At 66.5% G+C, this 19215-nt stretch carries 17 protein-coding genes; 15 read left to right on the top strand and 2 right to left on the bottom strand.

All coding sequences use genetic code 11. From position 1 onward, the window contains the following. The first annotated feature begins 82 nt into the window (after window positions 1-82). From ACSQ89_RS06645 to ACSQ89_RS06680, 8 genes are all read left to right on the top strand, one after another. The gene (locus tag ACSQ89_RS06645) at window positions 83-757 is read left to right on the top strand and encodes a Crp/Fnr family transcriptional regulator (RefSeq protein WP_093108931.1); all 675 of its coding nucleotides are present in this window, start codon (window positions 83-85) and stop codon (window positions 755-757) included. A 130-nt stretch (window positions 758-887) separates the two neighbouring features. After that, the gene (locus tag ACSQ89_RS06650) at window positions 888-3275 is read left to right on the top strand and encodes a DNA translocase FtsK (RefSeq protein WP_436293845.1); all 2388 of its coding nucleotides are present in this window, start codon (window positions 888-890) and stop codon (window positions 3273-3275) included. A 20-nt stretch (window positions 3276-3295) separates the two neighbouring features. Further along, complete coding sequence (lolA, locus tag ACSQ89_RS06655; RefSeq protein ID WP_436293844.1) at window positions 3296-3928, top strand: outer membrane lipoprotein chaperone LolA; 633 nt, start codon at window positions 3296-3298, stop codon at window positions 3926-3928. A gap of 19 nt (window positions 3929-3947) precedes the next feature. Then, window positions 3948-5240 carry a replication-associated recombination protein A gene (locus ACSQ89_RS06660; RefSeq protein ID WP_436293843.1) on the top strand — a complete coding sequence of 431 codons (1293 nt, stop codon included), beginning with the start codon at window positions 3948-3950 and terminating at the stop codon, window positions 5238-5240. A gap of 246 nt (window positions 5241-5486) precedes the next feature. After that, the gene (locus ACSQ89_RS06665) at window positions 5487-6416 is read left to right on the top strand and encodes a branched-chain amino acid ABC transporter permease (protein WP_093108928.1); all 930 of its coding nucleotides are present in this window, start codon (window positions 5487-5489) and stop codon (window positions 6414-6416) included. A 13-nt stretch (window positions 6417-6429) separates the two neighbouring features. Next, window positions 6430-7617, top strand: a complete 1188-nt coding sequence (locus ACSQ89_RS06670) for a branched-chain amino acid ABC transporter permease (RefSeq protein ID WP_436293842.1) — start codon at window positions 6430-6432, stop codon at window positions 7615-7617. Between the two features lie 17 nt (window positions 7618-7634). After that, window positions 7635-8405: an ABC transporter ATP-binding protein gene (locus tag ACSQ89_RS06675; RefSeq protein WP_093108926.1), complete on the top strand. Its 771-nt coding sequence runs from the start codon at window positions 7635-7637 to the stop codon at window positions 8403-8405. 1 nt (window position 8406) lies between these two features. Further along, window positions 8407-9123, top strand: coding sequence for an ABC transporter ATP-binding protein (locus tag ACSQ89_RS06680; protein WP_093108925.1), 717 nt, complete (start codon window positions 8407-8409; stop codon window positions 9121-9123). Between the two features lie 2 nt (window positions 9124-9125). Here ACSQ89_RS06680 and ACSQ89_RS06685 read toward each other — a convergent pair whose 3' ends face one another. Continuing rightward, window positions 9126-10100, bottom strand: coding sequence for a Bug family tripartite tricarboxylate transporter substrate binding protein (locus ACSQ89_RS06685; protein ID WP_436293939.1), 975 nt, complete (start codon window positions 10098-10100; stop codon window positions 9126-9128). A gap of 189 nt (window positions 10101-10289) precedes the next feature. Here ACSQ89_RS06685 and ACSQ89_RS06690 point away from each other — a divergent pair, with 189 nt between their 5' ends. The 7 genes from ACSQ89_RS06690 (at window position 10290) to ACSQ89_RS06720 (ending at window position 18124) form a co-directional block, all read left to right on the top strand. After that, the gene (locus ACSQ89_RS06690; protein ID WP_093109078.1) at window positions 10290-10964 is read left to right on the top strand and encodes a GntR family transcriptional regulator; all 675 of its coding nucleotides are present in this window, start codon (window positions 10290-10292) and stop codon (window positions 10962-10964) included. A 55-nt stretch (window positions 10965-11019) separates the two neighbouring features. Then, the gene (locus tag ACSQ89_RS06695; protein WP_436293841.1) at window positions 11020-12645 is read left to right on the top strand and encodes an ABC transporter substrate-binding protein; all 1626 of its coding nucleotides are present in this window, start codon (window positions 11020-11022) and stop codon (window positions 12643-12645) included. A 7-nt stretch (window positions 12646-12652) separates the two neighbouring features. Then, complete coding sequence (locus ACSQ89_RS06700; protein ID WP_436293840.1) at window positions 12653-13645, top strand: ABC transporter permease; 993 nt, start codon at window positions 12653-12655, stop codon at window positions 13643-13645. After that, the gene (locus ACSQ89_RS06705) at window positions 13635-14537 is read left to right on the top strand and encodes an ABC transporter permease (RefSeq protein WP_436293839.1); all 903 of its coding nucleotides are present in this window, start codon (window positions 13635-13637) and stop codon (window positions 14535-14537) included. Before ACSQ89_RS06700 ends, ACSQ89_RS06705 begins: the two co-directional genes overlap by 11 nt. A 26-nt stretch (window positions 14538-14563) precedes the next feature. Continuing rightward, a complete protein-coding gene (locus ACSQ89_RS06710; protein WP_436293838.1) occupies window positions 14564-15505 on the top strand; it encodes an ABC transporter ATP-binding protein in 942 nt (313 codons plus the stop codon). 14 nt (window positions 15506-15519) lie between these two features. Next, the gene (locus tag ACSQ89_RS06715) at window positions 15520-16491 is read left to right on the top strand and encodes an ABC transporter ATP-binding protein (protein WP_436293837.1); all 972 of its coding nucleotides are present in this window, start codon (window positions 15520-15522) and stop codon (window positions 16489-16491) included. Between the two features lie 61 nt (window positions 16492-16552). Continuing rightward, window positions 16553-18124, top strand: coding sequence for a gamma-glutamyltransferase family protein (locus tag ACSQ89_RS06720; protein ID WP_436296616.1), 1572 nt, complete (start codon window positions 16553-16555; stop codon window positions 18122-18124). Window positions 18125-18135: 11 nt separating this feature from the next. On the opposite strand, the gene ACSQ89_RS06725 is transcribed toward ACSQ89_RS06720, so the two are convergent. Continuing rightward, window positions 18136-19200 carry a CDP-6-deoxy-delta-3,4-glucoseen reductase gene (locus tag ACSQ89_RS06725; RefSeq protein WP_093108920.1) on the bottom strand — a complete coding sequence of 355 codons (1065 nt, stop codon included), beginning with the start codon at window positions 19198-19200 and terminating at the stop codon, window positions 18136-18138. Between the last annotated feature and the right edge of the window lie 15 nt (window positions 19201-19215).

A 19215-nucleotide genomic window follows, 5' to 3' on the forward strand; every position in this document is an offset into this window, starting at 1 on the left:
ACCGGGCGTGGGGTGTTTTCAATGCGTGCGATTGTATTAATGCATGGGCTTGTCGATCGCGCGGTAATCCGGGGATTGATGAATGTCGATGCTGTCCAATCTTGAATTGCTCCGCCGCGTGCCACTGTTCGCTGCGTTGACGCCAACACAGTCTGCGAGCATCGCCGATGCGATCATCAAGAAGCGCTTCAAGCGCGCCGAGGCAGTTGTCGAACAAGGGAAGAAGTCGGACGCGCTCTACATCATCCTGACCGGCCGGGCCCGGGTCATGAGCACGGACAGCCGCGGCCGCGAAGTCATCCTCGCGACGCTGCATCCCGGCGACTACATCGGCGAGATGAGCATGATCGACGACGAGCCGCACTCCGCCACCGTGCGCACCGAGGTCCAGACCGACGTGCTGATGCTCGGGCGCGAAGCCTTTGCGCGTTGCCTGCCCGAGAACTCATCGATGTCCTACAACATCATGCGGGGCCTCGTTGCGCGGCTGCGCCACGCGGATCGCAAGATCGAATCGTTGGCGCTGATGGACGTCTATGGCCGCGTGGCCCGCTCGCTGCTCGAGTTCGCGGTCGACGACGGCGCCGGCAATCTCAAGGTGCGCGACAAGATCTCGCGCCAGGATCTGGCCAAGATGGTCGGCGCTTCGCGCGAGATGGTGAGCCGGGTCATGAAGGACCTCGAGGAGCGCGGCTTCGTCCAGACGCAGCCCGACGGCTCGATGATCGTCAAGGAACGGCTCTCATCGCTCGCCTGACCATCCGGCCGGCAGCGCCAGAGCGCGCCGACCCCTGCATCGCCGGCCCTGACAACGCGGCCGCGATCGTTTTCGTTGTAGTTTCTGCAAGTCGTCTGCCCGTTGCCGCGGGCCGGTGGCCGTGTCTGCCATGACCTATTCGCTCAATACCCTTCAATCGTCCTCATCGGCCGAGTCGCAGCCGGTGCGCTTGCGTGCCATGCGCTTCGCGCACGAGATCACGCTGATCGCTGGCTTCGTCGTGCTGCTGTACTGGCTGCTCGCGATGCTGAGCTTCACGCCCTCGGATGCCGCCTGGTCCACCTCAGGCACCGGCGGCGAGATCAAGAACTGGGGCGGCCGCATCGGCGCCTGGCTGGCCGACGCCAGTTACTTTCTGGCCGGCTATTCGGTCTGGTGGTGCCTGGCGGCCGGCTTGCGCGTGTGGCTGTCCTCGCTGGCCGGTTGGCTCCGCGGCGGCGATCCGGCGCCGGCCGATCAGGCGCCGCGGGGGCGCTTCAATCGCAGCCGCCTGGCCTTCTGGTTCGGCCTGTTGCTGCTGCTGTGCGCCAGTGCAGTGCTCGAATGGTCGCGCCTTTACAGGCTGGAATTCCGCCTGCCCGGGCACGGCGGCGGTGTGCTCGGCTACCTGGTCGGCCCGCTCAGCGTGCAGTGGATGGGCTTCACCGGCTCGGCGCTGATCGCCATCGCCGCCGGCGTCATCGGCTCGGCGCTCGTGTTCCGCTTCTCGTGGAGCCATATTGCCGAGCGCATCGGCTCTCGTCTCTACTCCTTGTTCGAGTCGCGCCGGGAGAAGCGCGAGATCGCCGAAGACATCGCGATGGGCAAGAAGGCGGTGCGCGAGCGCGAAGAGCTGGCGTCCAGCGAGCAGGGCGGCGAGCTCGAATCGGCTGACGAAGAGTTGCGCATCGTTCCCCGCCCCAAGCGCCGCGCGCCTTCGCCGCCGGTGCAGATCGAACCCGCGATGACCGAGGTGCCGCGCAGCGATCGCGTGGCCAAGGAGCGCCAGAAGCCGCTGTTCCGCGAGTTGCCCGACAGCAAGCTGCCGCAGGTCGATCTGCTCGACGCGGCGCAGGGGCGCCAGGAAACCGTTTCGGCCGACACGCTCGAAATGACCTCGCGCCTGATCGAGAAAAAGCTCAAGGACTTCGGCGTCGAGGTGCGCGTGGTGCTGGCCTCGCCGGGCCCGGTGATCACGCGCTACGAAATCGAGCCGGCCACCGGCGTCAAGGGCTCGCAGATCGTCAACCTCGCGAAGGACCTGGCGCGCTCGCTGTCGCTGGTGTCGATCCGTGTGGTCGAGACCATTCCGGGCAAGAACTTCATGGCGCTCGAACTGCCCAACGCCAAGCGGCAGTCGATCAAGCTCAGCGAGATCCTCGGCTCGCAGGTCTACAACGAAGGCAAGTCGATGCTCACCATGGGCCTCGGCAAGGACATCGTCGGCAACCCGGTGGTGGCCGATCTCGCGAAGATGCCGCACGTGCTGGTGGCCGGCACCACCGGCTCGGGCAAGTCGGTCGGCATCAACGCGATGATCCTGAGCCTGCTCTACAAGGCCGAGGCGCGCGACGTGCGCCTGCTCATGATCGACCCGAAGATGCTCGAAATGTCGGTCTACGAAGGCATCCCGCACCTGCTGGCGCCCGTGGTCACCGACATGCGGCAAGCGGCTCACGGCCTCAACTGGTGCGTGGCCGAGATGGAGCGCCGCTACAAGCTCATGAGCAAGCTGGGCGTGCGCAACCTGGCGGGCTACAACACCAAGATCGACGAAGCCAAAGCGCGCGAGGAGTTCATCTACAACCCCTTCAGCCTCACGCCCGACAGCCCCGAACCGCTCGCGCGCGAGCCGCACATCGTGGTCGTGATCGACGAACTGGCCGACCTGATGATGGTGGTCGGCAAGAAGATCGAAGAGCTGATCGCCCGCCTGGCGCAGAAGGCGCGCGCCGCCGGCATCCACCTGATCCTTGCCACGCAGCGGCCCAGCGTCGACGTGATCACCGGGCTCATCAAGGCCAACATCCCGACGCGCATCGCGTTCCAGGTGTCGAGCAAGATCGACTCGCGCACCATCCTCGACCAGATGGGCGCCGAGGCGCTGCTCGGCATGGGCGACATGCTCTACATGCCGAGCGGCACCGGCCTGCCGGTGCGTGTGCACGGCGCCTTCGTGAGCGACGAGGAAGTGCATCGTGTCGTCGCTTACCTCAAGTCACAAGGGGAGCCGGACTACATCGAAGGGGTGCTCGAGGGCGGAACCGTCGACGGCGAAGGCGATCTACTGGGTGAAGGTGGCGGCAGTGGCGACGGCGAGAAGGACCCGATGTACGACCAGGCGGTCGAAGTCGTGCTCAAGAACCGCAAGGCCAGCATTTCGCTGGTGCAGCGCCACCTGAAGATCGGCTACAACCGCGCCGCGCGGCTGGTCGAGGACATGGAAAACGCCGGGCTGGTGAGCGCCATGAGCGGCAGCGGCCAGCGCGAAATTCTGGTGCCCGCACGCACCGAATGATGATGGGATCAGGGATGTCGATGAAGAAGTTGCTCGTTGGATTCGGGTTGGCCGTCGCCGCAGCCGGCGTCTGGGCCGGCGGTATGGAAAGCCTCGAAGCCTTCGTGAAGAACGTCAAGTCGGGCCGCGCCGAATTCACGCAGACCGTGACCGCGCCAGCCAAGGACGGCCAGGCCGTGCGCGCCAAGGTGTCGAGCGGCACCTTCGAATTCCAGCGTCCCGGGAAGTTCAAGTTCGACTACAAGAAGCCCTTCGCGCAAAGCATCGTGGCCGATGGCGAGACGCTCTGGCTCTACGACGCCGATCTGAACCAGGTCACGCAGCGCAAGCAGTCGCAGGCGCTCGGCTCGACGCCGGCCGCGCTGATTGCCGCCGCGCCCGATCTGCGCGCGCTGCAAGCCGATTTCGCGCTCGAGGCGGCCCCCGAGCGCGACGGACTGCAATGGGTCAAGGCCAGCCCCAAGAACAAGGAGGGGCAATTGCAGAACGTCCAGGTGGGCTTTCAGGGCGATGCGCTGGCAGCGCTCGAGATCCTCGACAGCTTCGGCCAGCGCTCTGTGTTGAAGTTCAACAAGGTCGAGGTGAATCCTGCGTTGCCCGCAGCCACCTTCCAGTTCAAGACCCCGGCCGGCGCCGACGTGATCAGGCAATAGCGCCGGGCGGCGGGCTTCCATGGCCACCTCCACCCACCAGCCCCTGGCCGAACGCCTGCGACCCAAGACCCTGGGCGAGGTCATCGGCCAGCAGCATCTGCTCGGCCCCGGCATGCCGCTGCGCATCGCCTTCGAGTCGGGCCAGCCGCACTCCTGCATCCTCTGGGGGCCGCCGGGCACCGGCAAGACGACCATTGCGCGGCTTATGGCCGATGCCTTCGATGCGCAGTTTCTCAGCATCAGCGCCGTGCTCGGCGGCGTGAAGGACATCCGCGATGCGGTCGAACGCGCGACGCTGGTGCGTGACGGGCTCGAGCAGCGCCGCACCATCGTCTTCGTCGACGAAGTCCACCGCTTCAACAAGAGCCAGCAGGATGCCTTCCTGCCGCATGTGGAGTCGGGCCTTTTCACCTTCATCGGCGCGACCACCGAGAACCCGTCCTTCGAGGTGAACTCTGCGCTCTTGTCGCGGGCTGCCGTGTACGTGCTGCAGCCCCTGGGCGAAGACGATCTGCGTCAGATCGTGACCCGGGCGCAGGATATCCAGGCCGTACCCGCCATCGAAGCGAAGGCCATCGACCGGCTCGTCGCCTATGCCGACGGCGATGCGAGGCGCCTGCTCAACACCCTCGAAACGCTCTCGGTCGCGGCCGGCGCCGAGAAGCTCGACGACATCACCGACGAATGGCTGTTGCGCGTGCTGGGCGAGCGCATGCGCCGCTACGACAAGGGCGGCGAGCAGTTCTACGACACCATCTCCGCGCTGCACAAGTCGGTGCGCGGCAGCGACCCCGATGCCTCGCTCTACTGGTTCGTGCGCATGCTCGACGGCGGCGCCGATCCGCGCTACATGGCGCGCCGGCTGGTACGCATGGCCAGCGAAGACATCGGCCTGGCCGACCCGCGCGCATTGCGGCTGGCGCTCGATGCGGCCGAGGTCTATGAGCGGCTCGGCTCGCCCGAGGGCGAGCTGGCGCTGGCCGAATGCGTGGTTTACCTCGCGATCGCACCGAAGTCGAATGCGGTCTACCAGGCCTACAACGAGGTCCGGGCCCTCATCAAGACCGACGGCACGCGCCCGGTGCCGATGCACCTGCGCAATGCGCCGACGCGGCTCATGAAAGAACTCGACTACGGCAAGGGCTATCGCTACGCGCACGACGAGGAGGGAGGCTTCGCGGCCGGCGAGCGCTATCTGCCCGATGGCCTCGATCCGCCGCCTTTCTACCGACCCGTCGAGCGCGGGCTCGAGATCCGCATCGCGGAGAAACTGCGCGAACTGCGAAGGCGAAACGACGAGGCCGCCGGTTGATACGCGGCGCCTTCGCGCCGGTACTCCCTTGCGCCGCCGAAGCTCATTCGGTCCGCGCCAGCGGGAAAACCCCCGTCGGGTACGCACCGAAATGGCGATCCGGCATGACTACAATCCCGGCCACAAACCCGCCGTCGACACATGCTGGCGGGTTTTTTGCTAAGGGAAACCAGGGTGCCCAACCGGCGTGCCTGGTCAGTCGGGCGCCCCCCAAGGGCGTCACCATTAGAAAAAGGGAACCTCCTTATGGACATCTTGCTGCAACAGATCATCAACGGTCTGGTACTCGGCAGCATGTACGCCTTGATAGCCTTGGGCTACACCATGGTGTACGGCATCATCAACCTCATCAATTTCGCGCACGGTGAAGTGCTGATGGTCGGCGCGCTGACCAGTTGGACCATCATCGGACTCATGCAGGAATCGATGCCCGGCACGCCGGGATGGATCATCCTCATCATTGCGTTGATCATTGCCTGCGTGGTCGCCGCCACGCTCAACTTCGTCATCGAGAAAGTGGCTTACCGGCCGCTGCGCAACAGCCCGAAGCTCGCACCGCTGATCACCGCCATCGGGATGTCGATCCTGCTGCAGACGCTGGCGATGATCATCTGGAAGCCGACCAACAAGGCTTATCCCAACCTGCTGTCCACCACGCCGATCCATGTAGGCGGCGCCGTGATCTCGCCCACGCAGGTCATGATCCTGAGCGTCACCGCCTTCTGCCTGGTGGTGCTGATGTGGCTGGTCAACTACACCAAGCTCGGCCGCGCGATGCGTGCCACGGCCGAGAACCCGCGGGTTGCGGCGCTGATGGGCATCCGGCCCGACATGGTGATCTCGGCCACCTTCATCATCGGCGCGGTGCTCGCCGCGGTGGCCGGCGTGATGTACGCCTCCAACTACGGCATCGCGCAGCATGCGATGGGCTTCATTCCCGGCCTCAAGGCCTTCACGGCGGCGGTGTTCGGCGGCATCGGCAACCTCGCGGGCGCGGTGGTCGGCGGCATCCTGCTGGGGCTCATCGAAGCCATCGGCTCGGGCTACATCGGTGCGCTCACCGGCGACGTGCTCGGCAGCCACTACAGCGACATCTTTGCGTTCATCGTGCTGATCATCATGCTCACCTTGCGGCCCTCGGGCCTGCTCGGCGAGCGGGTGGCGGACCGGGCCTGAAGGAGGGACAGCCATGAAAAACGGCAAGAACATCGTCTACTTCCTGATCGCGGCCGTCGCCCTGCTGGTGCTGCCGCTGCTGCTGCAAAGCCAGGGCAACGCGTGGGTGCGCATCGCCGACATCGCATTGCTCTACGTGCTGCTGGCCCTCGGCCTCAACATCGTGGTCGGCTACGCCGGCCTGCTCGACCTGGGCTACGTCGCGTTCTTCGCGATCGGTGCCTACATGTTCGCGCTCCTGGGATCGCCGCACCTGACCGACACCTTCCCGGCGATCAAGGCCATGTTCCCCAACGGGCTGCACAGTTCGCTGCTGCTCGTGATACCCCTGGCGCTCGGGCTGGCCGCCTTCTTCGGCGTGCTGCTCGGCGCGCCCACGCTGAAGCTGCGCGGCGACTACCTGGCGATCGTGACGCTCGGCTTCGGCGAAATCATCCGCGTGTTCCTCAACAACCTGGATCATCCGATCAACATCACGAACGGTCCGAAGGGCATCACCGCGATCGACCCGGTCCACTTCTGGGGCCTCAACCTGGGCCGGCCGCTCAAGATCGGCGACTACTCGATCGCGTCGGTCACGCTGTATTACTACCTGTTCCTGGCGCTCGTGATCTTCACGATCATCATTTCGCATCGGCTGCAGATCTCGCGCATCGGCCGGGCCTGGATGGCCATCCGCGAGGACGAGATCGCTGCCAAGGCCATGGGCATCAACACCCGCAACATGAAGCTGCTGGCCTTCGGCATGGGCGCGAGCTTCGGCGGCGTATCGGGCTCGATGTTCGCGGCCTTCCAGGGCTTCGTGTCCCCCGAGTCCTTCGCCTTGAACGAGTCGGTGATGATCGTCGCGATGGTGGTGCTGGGCGGCATCGGCCACCTGCCGGGCGTGATCCTCGGCGCGGTGCTCTTGGCCGCGCTGCCCGAAGTGCTGCGCTACGTGGCCGGGCCGCTGCAGGCCATGACCGACGGGCGTCTCGACGCCTCGATCCTGCGCCAGCTGTTCATCGCGCTGGCGATGATCATCATCATGCTGGTGCGCCCGCGCGGTCTGTGGCCCTCGCCGGAGCACGGGAAGTCGCTGACGCGCAAGGGCGCGACGCCCGCACCCGCATCCGGCATGCCGGCTGCCGCACCGGGCATCGACACCCCGGCCGATGAGGTCCCCGGTGCCGCCTCGCGTCCCATGTCGATCAATCCGTGAGCGAGGGGAGCACAACAATGACTGACACCGTCCTCAATGTTCAGGGCATCTCCAAGCGTTTCGGCGGCCTGCAGGCCCTGTCCGATGTCGGCATCAAGATCATGCGCGGCCAGGTCTATGGACTGATCGGCCCCAACGGCGCCGGCAAGACCACCTTCTTCAACGTCATCACGGGCCTGTACTCGCCCGACAGCGGGACTTTCGAACTGGCCGGCAAGCCTTATCGGCCGACGGCGGTGCACGAGGTTGCCAAGGCCGGCATCGCGCGTACCTTCCAGAACATCCGGCTCTTCGCGGAAATGACCGCGCTCGAGAACGTGATGGTGGGCCGCCACATCCGCACCCATTCGGGCGTGATGGGTGCCATCTTCCGAACAGGCGGCTTCAAGGCCGAGGAAGCGGCGATCGCCGAGCGCGCTCACCAGCTGCTCGACTACGTGGGCATCGGCAAGTTCGCCGACTACAAGGCGCGCACGTTGAGCTACGGCGACCAGCGCCGGCTCGAGATCGCCCGCGCGCTGGCGACCGACCCGCAGCTGATCGCGCTCGACGAGCCCGCTGCCGGCATGAATGCCACCGAGAAAGTGCTGCTGCGCGAACTGATCGACCGCATCCGCAAGGACGACCGCACCATCCTCCTGATCGAGCACGACGTCAAGCTTGTGATGGGCTTGTGCGACCGTGTGACGGTGCTCGACTATGGCAAGCAGATCGCCGAGGGCACGCCTGCGGACGTGCAGCGCAACGAAAAAGTGATCGAGGCCTACCTCGGCACGGGAGGACACTGAAATGGCACAGACACTTCTGAAAGTGAGCGGCCTGAAGGTCGCGTACGGCGGCATCCAGGCCGTGAAGGGCATCGACTTCGAGGTGCGCGAAGGCGAGCTGGTCTCGCTGATCGGCTCCAACGGCGCCGGCAAGACCACCACCATGAAGGCCATCACCGGGACGCTGCCGTATGGCGGCGGCGACATCGAATTCCTCGGCAAGAGCATCAAGGGCCGCGGCGCCTGGGACCTGGTGGGCGAGGGGCTGGTCATGGTGCCCGAGGGGCGCGGCGTGTTCACGCGCATGACCATCACCGAGAACCTGCAGATCGGCGCCTACATCCGCAAGGACAAGGCCGAGATCGCGAAGGACATGGACCGCGTCTTCGCGACCTTCCCGCGGCTGAAGGAGCGCGCGATGCAGCTGGCCGGCACCATGTCCGGCGGCGAGCAGCAGATGCTCGCGATGGGCCGCGCGCTGATGGCGCGTCCCAAGGTGCTCCTGCTCGACGAGCCGTCGATGGGCCTGTCGCCGATCATGGTCGACAAGATCTTCGAGGTGGTGAAGCAGGTCTACGACCAGGGTGTCACCGTGCTCCTGGTCGAGCAGAACGCGAGCCGCGCGCTCGGGCTGGCCGATCGCGGCTATGTCATGGAGTCGGGCCTCATCACGATGAGCGGGGATGCCAAGGTGATGCTGAGCGACCCGAAGGTGCGCGCTGCTTACCTCGGCGAATAGCGCTAGTCGACCTTGGCGCCGGTGGCTTTCACCACCTTCTCGTATTTCGCGAGCTCGCTCTTCATGAAGGCGCCGAACTGCTCCGGCGTGTTGGCGACCGGCTCGGCCAGCAGCGACGCGAAGCGGGTCTTCGTCTCCGGCGTGTTGAGCGCAGCGACGAAGGCCTGATTGAGCTTGGTGACCACGTCGGCCGGCGTGCCGGCCGGCGCCACCAGGCCCCACCAGGTGTCGATGGCGAAGCCCTTGAGCGTGGCGGCCACCGTCGGCACCTCGGGCAGCGCGCTGCTGCGCTCGGCCGTCGTCACCGCGATCGCCTTGAGCTTGCCTGATCGGATATTCGGCGCCGCGGTCGCGAGGTTGTCGAAGTTGAAATCGACCTGTCCCGACAACAGCGCGAGCTGCGCCGGGTTGCCGCCGTTGTAGGGGATGTGCACGGCGAAGATGCCGGCCTCCTTCTTGAACATCTCACTCGCCAGGTGGCCCGCGCTGCCGTTGCCGCCGCTGCCGTAGTTGAGCTTGGCCGGGTTGGCCTTGGCATAGGCGATCAGGTCGGCCAGCGTATTGATCTTCAGGCGCTGCGCGGTCTCGGCATTCATCACCAGCACGTTGGGCACGCGAACCATCTGCGTGATCGGCGCGAAGTCGGCGGCCGCGTTGAAGGGCATCTTGCTGTAGAGCCACGGATTGACCGCGTGGGTCGCGGTCGCGGCGATGCCGATCGTGAGGCCATCGGGCGCAGCCTTGGCCACCGCGTCGGCGCCGATGTTGCCGCCGGCGCCGGGCTTGTTGTCGATGATGACGGTGCCCAGAGAGTCCTTGACTCTTTCGGCCAGCACGCGGGCCGTGACGTCGATCGGGCCGCCGGCGGCGTAGGGGACGACGAGGCGGATCGTCTTGCCGCTCTGGGCGTTGGCGATGGGTGCTCCGGCGGCCAGCGTCGTGGCGGCCAGCAGGCACAGGATGTGGCGCTTGTTCATGGGGCTGGATTGTTTCATGGGGCGCTTCATCGTTCGCCCCAAAGTGGGCGCGAGGGCCGGTCCGAAAGCCCCATCGACGTTGGTCCGCAAATTGCGTAGGACCGGATCAATGAATCACTGTATCCACTTATCCAGTTTGCCATGCGCGCATCCGGGGTGCGTGCACGCCGGGCCATGAGCGGCCTCCTCATGGAACCCTCCGCCATCTACACCGGCTTGCAGGCGGTGACGGCCGAGGAAGAGGCGTACCGGCACATTCACGCCGCCATTCGCATGGGCCGCTATCGCGCCGGCGACCGCCTGGCGCCCGAGGCCATCGCGGCGGAGATCGGCACCAGCCGCATGCCGGTGCGCGAGGCTTTCCGGCGGCTGGCGACGGAAGGGCTGGTGACGATCCGGCCCAACCGCGGCGTGACGGTCAACAAGCTGGACATCGCCGACATGAAGGAGATCTTCGAGATGCGGGCCGTGCTGGAAGGGCTGGCGATGCGCATCGCCTTGCCGAACATCACTGCGACGACCATCCGCGAACTGGAAAACATGCTGGACCGCATCGACGACCAAAGCGGCGTCCAGCCCGATTGGACGAGCGCACATCGGGCATTCCACGAAACGCTGTGCGCCAGGAGCGGACTGCCACGGCTGATACGGCAGATCGCCGGTCTCCATTCGCTGGTCGAGCCGCACATGCGGCTGTGGGCATTGCAGGTGGATCGCCCGCTGAGTGCGCGAGCCGACCATCAGGACCTGATCGATGCGCTGCACAGCGGTGACCCGCAGGTCTGCGAAACGACGATGCGCGAACACGTGCTGGCCACCGTGCCGGACCTCATGAAGTTCGTGCCGCAGGCACGCGACACATAACGACCGGAGACCTGAGTCCGTCCCTTTTCAATCTACTTTCCTCCGGAGCATGAACATGTCTGAAATCGATCACAAGGCCGCGCTCGCCGCCACCCTCGCCGCCGGCTTCAGCCGCCGCAACCTTCTGAAGTCCGCCGGTGCCGGCGTGGGATTGCTTGCCGCTTCTGCCGCGGGCATGGGAGCGGCCCAGGCCGCACCGAAGAAGGGCGGCACGATCACGCTGGCCTGGCTGGATGCCATCGACACGCTCGACCCGCACTTCACGATGTCGGGCGGATCGATCAAGGTGATCAACAACGTCTACAACGGCATCCTCAAGGTGGCCTACGACGGCAAGAACGTCAGCTTCGCGCCCGACCTGGCGCAGAAGTGGGACATGGTCGACGAGAAGACCCACGTCTTCAAGCTGCGTGCCGGCGTCAAGTTCCACAACGGCGACGTCTGCGATGCGGCGGCCGTCAAGTGGAGCCTGGAGCGCGTGGCCGATCCGGAGGTGAAGTCGCCCCACGCATGGAAGTTTGCCCAGCTCGCCGGCATCGACGTGATCGACCCCCTGACGCTGCGCCTGCGCTTCACGAAGCCCTTCGCGTTCTTGCCGGTGGCGCTGACCGGCAGCACCGGACGCGCCGGCACCATCGTCAGCAAGCGGGCGGTGGAGCAGCACGGCAAGGCCTTCGGCCGCAATCCCGTGGGCACCGGGCCATTCAAGTTCGCCAGCTGGAAGGAGAACGACACGATCGAACTGGTGCGCAATCCGGAGTACTTCGAAGCGGGCCTGCCGCATCTCGACAAGGTGGTGCTTCGCCTGATCAAGGAGCCCAGCGCCGGCGTTGCCGCGATGATGTCGGGCCAGGTGGATGGGCTGTCGGTGTGTCCATTCCAGTTCATTCCGCAACTGCGCAAGAACCCCAACCTCTCGGTCTACGGACAGGTGGAAGGCAACTACGCCTTCATCGGCATGAACAACAAGCGCGCGCCCTTCGACGACATCGCGCTGCGCCAGGCGGTGGCCTTTGCGATCGACCGCAAGGTGATCGTGCAGCAGAGCTACTTCGGCGAAGCCATCCCGGCCGCCACCTGCATTTCGCCGCCGATGACGGGCTTCTACGACCCGAACATCGGCAAGAGCGGGCGTGGCCAGTACTTTGATCTGGCAAAGGCCAAGGCCTTCCGCGCCAGGGCCAGGAACCAAGGGGAGGTCAACCCGGTGTTCATCGTCACCGAAGGCTTCACCGGCTCGGGCGGCATGGGAACCCGCAACGCGCAGCTGGTGACGCCGATGCTGGCGCAGATCGGCATCAAGCCCAAGATCGAACTGGTCGACCGGGCCGTCTGGGCGCAGCGGCGCAACGCCGGCGACTTCGACATGTATGACGAAGCCTGGATTGCCGACCTGGATCCGGACGAAACCATCACGCCCGAATGGTCGACCGGCAAGCCCTGGAACTTCGTCGGCTACAGCAATCCCGCCTTCGACAAGGCGGCCGCCGCGGCCTCCGAGATCACGGACACGGCAGCCCGCCGCAAGCTCTACATCGAAGCCGAGGACGTGCTGATGGCCGATGCGCCGCTGGCGGTGCTGGCGCACATGAAGGTGTTCAAGATCATGAGCAAGAAGGTGCAGGGCTTCGAGTACATCCCGGCCGACCTGCTCAATCTGCACACGGTCTCGCTGGCCTGAGGCGGCAATGGCCGCCGCAATGCAAGCGCGGCCCTCCGGCGCGGCCGCTGTCGGCCGCGCGCTGGGCAGCACCGCGCAGACAGCACTGGTGCTGTGGGTCGTCTCCATCGTGAGCTTCCTGTTCCTGAAGTTCTCGCCCGGAGATCCGGTCACCGTGATGCTGGGCTCGGACTTCTCGCGCGAGTCCTACGACAAGCTCTACCGCGACCTGGGGCTGGATCAGCCGCTCGTCGTGCAGTACCTGCAGTGGCTCGGCCGCTTCGTTCAGGGCGACTGGGGCGTTTCCTACGTGAGCCGGCAGGACATCTTCGAACAGGCGGTGCTGCAGGCGCTGCCCGTGACGCTGACGCTGGCAGGCTTCTCTCTGCTGATCGCGCTGGCCGTGGGCATTCCGCTCGGCGTCCTGGCCGCGGTGCGCCGCAACAGCTGGATCGATCTCGCGGCGAGCGCCGTGGCCATCGGAGGCAACGCGTTCCCGAGCTTCTACCTCGGCGTCGTGCTGATCTGGATCTTCGGCGTGTCGCTCGGCTGGTTCCCGACCATGGGCTTTGTCGCGCCATGGGAGGACTTCGGCCAGGGCCTCTGGCACCTGGCGCTGCCATCGCTGACCTTGGGCGCGTGGTATGTCGGGCTGATCGCGGCCGTCACGCGTTCGAGTCTGCTCGAAGTGCTGGAACAGCCCTACATGGCTGCGGCGCGTGCGCGCGGCGAACCGGAGTGGCGGGTGATCTGGGTGCACGGCATGCGCAACGTGCTGATGCCGCTGGTCACCGTGATCGGCCTGCAGCTCGGCGGCATGCTGCGCGGCGCCGTGATGACCGAGGTGGTGTTCACGCTGCCCGGACTGGGAATGATGATCACCAATGCCGTGCAGACGCGCGAATACATCGTGGTGCAGGCCGGGATCATGATCACCGCGCTGCTCTTCATCCTGGTCAATCTCATCGTCGACCGGACCTATTCGATTCTCGACCCGAGGCTGCGCAGACATGGCCGCTGATCCCGCATCCGTCGGCCTGGCCGCCCCATCTTCTGCCGAGCTGCCCGCCGGCGGGGTTCTGCGCACATGGCGGCTCGTGCGCGCGCAGCGCAAGGCGATGGCCGGCGGGGCGATCGTCCTGGCCTTCGTGCTCGTGGCGGTATTCGCACCCCTGCTGGCGCCCTATGCCCCGACGGAGCAGAACGTCATGGATGCCATGCAAGGTCCTTCCGCGGCGCATTGGATGGGGACCGACTCGTTCGGCCAGGACATCCTGTCGCGCGTGTTCTACGGAGCGCGCTCGGCGCTGTGGATCGGATTCGCCTCGGTCGTGCTCGGGCTGCTGGTCGGCGTGCCGCTGGGTGTGCTTGCGGGCCTGCGCGGTGGGCGCTCCGAGTGGGCCATCATGCGGCTGGTGGATGGCCTGCTCGCCTTCCCGGAACTCATCATGGCCATGGCCTTCATGGCGGTTCTCGGCTTGGGGATGGTCAATGTGATCTACGCGCTCGCGCTGTCCTTCGTCGGACCGTTCGCGCGCATGGTGCGTGCCGACGTGCTGCAGGTGAAATCGCGCCCCTATGTGGAAGCCGCGCGATTGATGGGCGTGCCGGAAAGAGAGGTCGTGCTGCGCCATGTCCTGCCCAACATCGTGTCGCCGATCCTGATCCAGGCGGGCATGCGCGTGTCCATCGCGATCCTGCTTGGATCCGGTCTGTCCTTTCTCGGGCTGGGCGTGGTGCCGCCGACGCCCGACTGGGGCCTGATGATCGCCGAGGGGCGCGGCTTCATCAGCATGGCGCCGTGGATGTCGGGCATGCCCGGCATCGCGCTGGCCATCCTGCTGGTGGGACTGAATCTGCTGGCAGAGGGCGTGCGCGACGCGCTCGATCCCGGCACGCGCGGTCAGCACTGATGCGCACGCTGCAAGAACAAGGCCCCATGACCGCGAACCTGCTCTCGGTCGAGCACTTCACGCTGCGTCGCCGCGGCGTGGCGGTGCTCGACGACGTGACGATCCAACTGCCGGCCGGCCAGACGCTGGCGCTGATCGGCGAATCCGGCGCCGGCAAGTCGACGCTGGCCTTTGCTGCACTGGGACTGCTGCGGCCGCCCGAGGTCGGCCTCGAAGGCCGCCTGATGGTGGGCGACATCGATGTGGCGAGCGCGCCCGAGGGCGAACTGCGCGCGCTGCGCGGCAGGCGCATCGGCCTGATCTTTCAGGACGCGTCGGCTGCGCTCAACCCCTGCTTCACCGTGCTGGCCCATCTCTCGGAGCCGCTGCGCCGGCACCGCCGCCTCTCGCGCGCTGCTTGCCGAGCGCGCGCCATCGAGTTGCTGGAGAGCGTGGGCATCGCCGATCCGCAGGCGCGGCTCGCGGCTTTCCCGCACGAGCTCTCGGGAGGAATGCAGCAGCGCGTGATGATCGCCATTGCGCTGGCCTGCGAGCCTGAACTGCTGATTGCCGACGAGCCCACCAGCGCGCTGGACGTGACCATCCAGGCCCAGATCATGGTGCTCATCCTCGAGCGCGTGCGCGCGCTCGGCGCCTCGGCGATCTTCGTGCTGCACGACCTGGCGCTCGCCGCCCAGGTGGCCGATCGCGTGGCCGTCATGTATGCCGGACAGATCGTGGAAGAGGGGCCGGCTGCCGAGGTGCTGAATCACCCGCAGCATCCCTACACGCGCGGCCTGCGCGCCAGCGCCATCGAGTTCGGCGCCCAGCGGCTGGAGCCGATCCCGGGCGTGGTTCCTCCGCTGTCGGCCATGCCGGGCGGATGCCGCTTCGCACCGCGCTGCAAGCTCGCCACGACCGAGTGCGGTGTTGGGCGACCTCCGCGCGTCGAGCGCGGAGCGTCCTCCATCGCATGCTGGCACGCCTGAGGGAACACAGACGCATGCAACAAGCTTCCAAGACCCAGGACTTGCCGCTCTTCTCGCTGCTCGATGTCGAGAAGTCCTTTCCCATCGACGGCGGCCACCGGCAGCTCAAGGCGCTCGACGGCATCCGCCTGATCCTGCGTCCCGGCGAATCGGTAGCCCTGGTGGGCGAGAGTGGTTCGGGAAAATCGACCCTCGTTCGCGTCATGCTCGGCCTGGAGGCAGCCACCAACGGCCGCGTGCTGGCCGGTGCGACGGAGCTGTCGGCCCTCGACGCGTCGCAGCGGCGGCGCTTTGCGCGCGACGTGGCCTACATCTATCAGGACGCGCGCGGTTCGCTGAACCCGCGTGCGACCGTGGCGGCGCTGCTGGCCGAGCCTGTGCGCCTGCACCGCTTGCGCGACGAGCGCGAGATCCCGGGGCGCGTCGACGAACTGCTCGACCAGGTCGGCCTGCCGCGCGCGACACGCCTTCGCTACCCCTCGGAGCTTTCCGGAGGCCAGGTGCGGCGCGTGGCAGTGGCTCGCGCACTGGCCGGCGAGCCGAGGGTGATCGTTGCGGACGAATCGGTGGCGGGCCTCGATGTCTCGGTCCAGGCGCAGTTGCTCAATCTGCTGCGGGATCTGCAGCGCGAGAACGGGCTTGCCCTGCTCTTCGTCACGCATGACCTCGGCGTGGCCTCCTATCTGTGCGAAAAGGTGGCGGTGATGTATCTCGGCCGCATCGTCGAAATGGGACCGACGCGCGAGATCCTGCAGTCGCCCCGGCACCCCTACACGCAAGCGCTGATGCAGGCCTTTCCGCGCTTCGGCGCCCCGCTGGCCGCCAGCTTGCAGGGCGAGATTCCGAGCGCTGCCGATCTGCCTTCGGGCTGCCGCTTCCGCACGCGCTGCCTGCATGTTCGCGACGACTGTTCGCGCATCGATCCGGCGCAGACGCTGCTGGACGGCCGGCGCCACGTGGCCTGCCTGCATCCGCTCGCCGCATGAACGAGGGCAAAGGAGAAAGAAGTTGACGCACATCCCGAATCCGGCGCGCGGCATGCGTGGCATGGTGACTGCACCCAACGCGCTGGCCGCTCAAAGCGCGGTGGCCGTGCTGCGCGAAGGCGGCAATGCGGTCGAGGCGATGATCGCCGCGGCAGCCACGATCGTGGTGGTCTATCCGCACATGAACAGCATCGGCGGCGACGGCTTCTGGCTGATCGCCCGTCCTGGCGAGGTGCCGCTCGGGCTGGAGGCCTGCGGTGCGGCGGCCGGCGCGGCAACGCCGGAGGCTTACCGAGTGCAGGGATTCGCGAGCATTCCGTTTCGAGGCGGCATGGCGGCCAATACGGTGGCTGGTACCGTTTCCGGCTGGGAGGCGGCGCATGCCTGGTCGCGCGAGGTCCTGGGAGGCCGCATGCCGCTCGCGCGGCTGCTGGCCGACGCCATCTTCCACGCGCGCGACGGCATCCCCGTCACGCGCAGCCAGTCTCTCTGCACCGAGAGCCGGCAGGACGAACTGCGCGGCATCCCCGGTTTTGCAGAAACCTTTCTGCCCGGCGGCGCAGCGCCACTTGCGGGTACGCGCTTCGTGCAACCGCGGCTTGCCGCCGCGCTGGAGCAGCTCGCGCGTGCCGGCCTGTCGGATTTCTATCGCGGCGACCTCGCGCGAATCATGGCGCGCGACCTGGCCGCCATAGGAAGCCCGGTGGCACTGGGCGACCTGGAGCGTCACCACGCTGTCTGGAAGACGCCGCTGACCATGGCGCATTCGTCCGGCACCCTCTACAACATGCCGCCGCCCACGCAGGGGCTCGTGTCGCTGCTGATCCTGGGGCAGCTCGATCGCATCTTCGACGCGGGGCGCATGGATCCGCTCTGCGCCTCCTATGTGCACGCCTGCGTGGAAGCGACCAAGCAGGCCTTTGCCATCCGCGACAAGCGCATCACCGATCCTGCCTGGATGCGGGACGATCCGCGGCAATGGCTTCGGCCGGATGCGCTCGACGCCATGGCAGCGCGAATCTCCCTCGACCATGTCGCTTCGTGGGACGGCGGACAGGGCCCGGGCGATACGGTCTGGATGGGGGTGGTCGATCGTGCGGGCGTGGCGGTGAGCTTCATCCAGAGCATCTACCATGAGTTCGGCAGTGGCGTGGTGCTCTCGGAATCGGGCGTGAACTGGCAGAACCGCGGCTGCAGCTTCTCGCTGGAGCCGCAGGCGCTCAACCCGCTGATGCCGGGGCGCAAACCCTTCCATACGCTCAACCCGGCGCTGGCGAAGCTCGATGACGGCCGCACCATCGTTTACGGCAACATGGGCGGCGATGGCCAGCCGCAGTCGCAAAGTGCGGTCTTCAGCCGCATCGTGCACTTCGGCATGAACCCGCAGCAGGCCATCGACGCGCCGCGCTGGCTCCTGGGCCGCACGTGGGGACAGGCCAGCGATTCGCTCAAGCTGGAATCGCGCTTTCCGCCGGCCACGGTGGAGGTCCTGCGCGCTCTGGGGCACGAGGTGGACATCGTGCCGGCCTATGACGAAATCATGGGACATGCGGGCGCTGTCGTGCTGCATGCCGACGGCAGCTACGAAGGCGGCACCGATCCGCGCAGCGACGGTGCCGCGTCAGGCTGGTAGAGCAGGCGCACTCAAGGCACCGCCTTGTCCGCCTCCGTCGTGAACGCATCCGCAAAGAACTCGTCCTCGGGCAAGCCGCGCTCGGCCACATAGTCCCGCTTGGCCGAGTCGACCACGATCGGCGCTCCGCAGGCGTACACCTGGTACCCCGAAAGATCGGCGAAATCCTCCATCACCGCCCGGTGCACAAAACCGGTCCGCCCGCGCCAGTTGTCTTCCGGCACCGCATTCGAGATCACCGGCACGTAACGCAGGTTCGGCATCTGCTCCAGATGCGAGCGCACCCAGTCGTCCATGTAAAGGTCTTCCGGCCGCCGCCCGCCCCAGTACAGCGTCGCGGGCCGGTCGATGGCCTTGAACTTCATGTGCTCGAGCAGTGCCTTGATCGGGGCGAAGCCGGTCCCCGAGGCGAGCAGCACCATCGGCTTGTCCGAGTCTTCGCGCAGGAAGAAGCTGCCGTACGGCCCCTCGATGCGAAGAATTTCTTTTTCCTTCATCGCACCGAACACATGGTCGGTGAACTTGCCGCCCGGCAGATGCCGGATATGCAGCTCGATGCCAGTGCCCGGCTCGCCCAGGGTGTGCGGCGCATTGGCCATCGAGTAGCTGCGCCGCGTGCCGTCGCGCAGGATGAATTCGATGTACTGCCCGGCGTGGAACTGCAGGGGCTCGCCGGCCGGCAGTTGCAGGCGCAGCATCACCACGTCATGCGATTTCTTCGAAAGCGCGAGCACGCGCGCCGGCATCTTGCGGATCGGGAAGGCATTGGCATCGGTGACCTGGCGCGATTCGAGCACCACGTCGCTCTGCGCATGCGCGCAGCAGGTCAGCACGAAGCCGGCCAACTCTTCCTCGGCGCTGAGCGCCTTGCTCTGGTGCGGGCCCACGCTGACCTTGCCCGAGAGCTTCCTGCACTTGCACGAGCCGCAGGCGCCGTCCTTGCAGCCGTAGGGCAGCCCGATGCCCTGGCGAATGCCGGCCGCAAGGATGGTTTCATCGGCATGCGCGGTGAAATGACGTCCACTCGGCTCCACCGTGATGTGAAAACCCGCCTCGTTCGGCGCTGCGCTGGTCATGGGTATTCTTCGACT

It is taken from the genome of Variovorax sp. LjRoot175, assembly GCF_964253805.1.
In the GTDB taxonomy this organism is placed as follows: Bacteria; Pseudomonadota; Gammaproteobacteria; order Burkholderiales; family Burkholderiaceae_C; genus Variovorax.